This window comes from Glutamicibacter sp. AGC84, from assembly GCF_053543575.1.
The window spans coordinates 1-1,468 of the sequence record NZ_JBLVOC010000024.1 but is presented as its reverse complement, the minus strand read 5'-3'; the positions used below and the strand labels follow the sequence as shown (position 1 = coordinate 1,468).

1 rRNA gene and 1 pseudogene are annotated in these 1,468 nt (G+C 55.4%); both read left to right on the top strand.

Features of this window, described 5'->3' with window-relative positions:
* Positions 1–249 precede the first annotated feature (249 nt).
* Positions 250–366, top strand: a 5S ribosomal RNA gene (rrf, locus tag ACNPN0_RS13815).
* Between the two features lie 391 nt (positions 367–757).
* Positions 758–1,468: pseudogene (locus ACNPN0_RS13810) on the top strand (hypothetical protein); the annotation flags it as partial.

The window sequence follows — 1,468 nt, the reverse complement described above, 5'->3', positions numbered from 1 at the left end:
CCACTGGGTTGATAGGCAGGATGTGGAAGCAAGGACTAAAGACTTGTGTAGCTGACCTGTACTAATAGGCCGATGACTTTCAACACACAATAAAACAATATTTGAACTGATGATTTCAATGCTGTTCGCGTTCACTATGCGGTTACGAGACAACAACCTCTAACCACAAATACAAGATGAGTTACAAGACTTTGTAGCACCGGAAAACACTGACCAGGAAACGTTTTGGTTTGTGTGCTTCGTGATTGTTACGGCGGTCATAGCGTGGGGGAAACGCCCGGTCCCATACCGAACCCGGAAGCTAAGGCCCACTGCGCCGATGGTACTGCACTCGTGAGGGTGTGGGAGAGTAGGTCACCGCCGGACTTAACTTGAGTAGATGGTTTGAGGCCCTGGTACCGTTTGGTGCCGGGGCCTCACCTGTTTAACCCGTCCCCTGGTAATCGACTTGCTACAGCCTATGGGTTCAGTTTCATGCTGGGCCCTTTTTGTCGTTAACCCCTTTTAGAAGAGTTGAATCTATCAAGGGGCTTCGATCGGCTACGCATGCGTCGATGGCTGGGGGGACAACCTTAGGGCCGCCACTGAGTGTCTTGCCACATTGGACCCGTTTCCCTATGGTATGACTCGTGCCTCCCGTAGACTTGAATTTAGATGTACATGCCTCGAGGGCATGCTGAATAGTTAATAGTGAAGTGATTTGCAAAGGCAAACACGAAGGTTGCGGTATTGAGATAGCCGCTGAAGGGGACATTAGATGTCTAACGAATTCCGCCGTAACTCCGACAACGGACGAGGCGACTTCCGGAACTCAGATTCAAACCGCAACAACTCCCGCGATGGCTTCAAGCGTCGCGACGACCGTAGTGATTTCAAGCGCACCGACGATAACCGTGGTGGCTTCCGCGGTGACCGTAATGCTGACCGCGGCGGTGACTTCAAGCGCGACGACAACCGTGGTGGTGGCTTCAAGCGTGATGACAACCGCGGTGGCGGTTTCCGCAATGATGACCGTGGTGGTTTCCGTGGCGAGCGTCGCGATGACAACCGTGGCGGTGGCTTCAAGCGTGATGACAACCGTGGTGGTGGCTTCAAGCGTGACGATAACCGCGGTGGCGGTTTCCGCAATGATGACCGTGGTGGTTTCCGCGGCGAGCGTCGCGATGACAACCGTGGCGGTGGCTTCCGCAATGATGACCGTGGTGGTTTCCGTGGCGAGCGTCGCGATGACAACCGCGGTGGCGGCTTCAAGCGTGATGACAACCGTGGCGGTGGCTTCCGCAATGATGACCGTGGTGGTTTCCGTGGCGAGCGTCGCGATGACAACCGCGGTGGCGGCTTCAAGCGTGATGACAACCGTGGCGGTGGCTTCAAGCGTGATGACAACCGTGGCGGTGGTTTCAAGCGTGATGACAACCGTGGCGGTGGCTTCAAGCGTGATGACAACCGCGGTGGCGGCTTCAAGCGT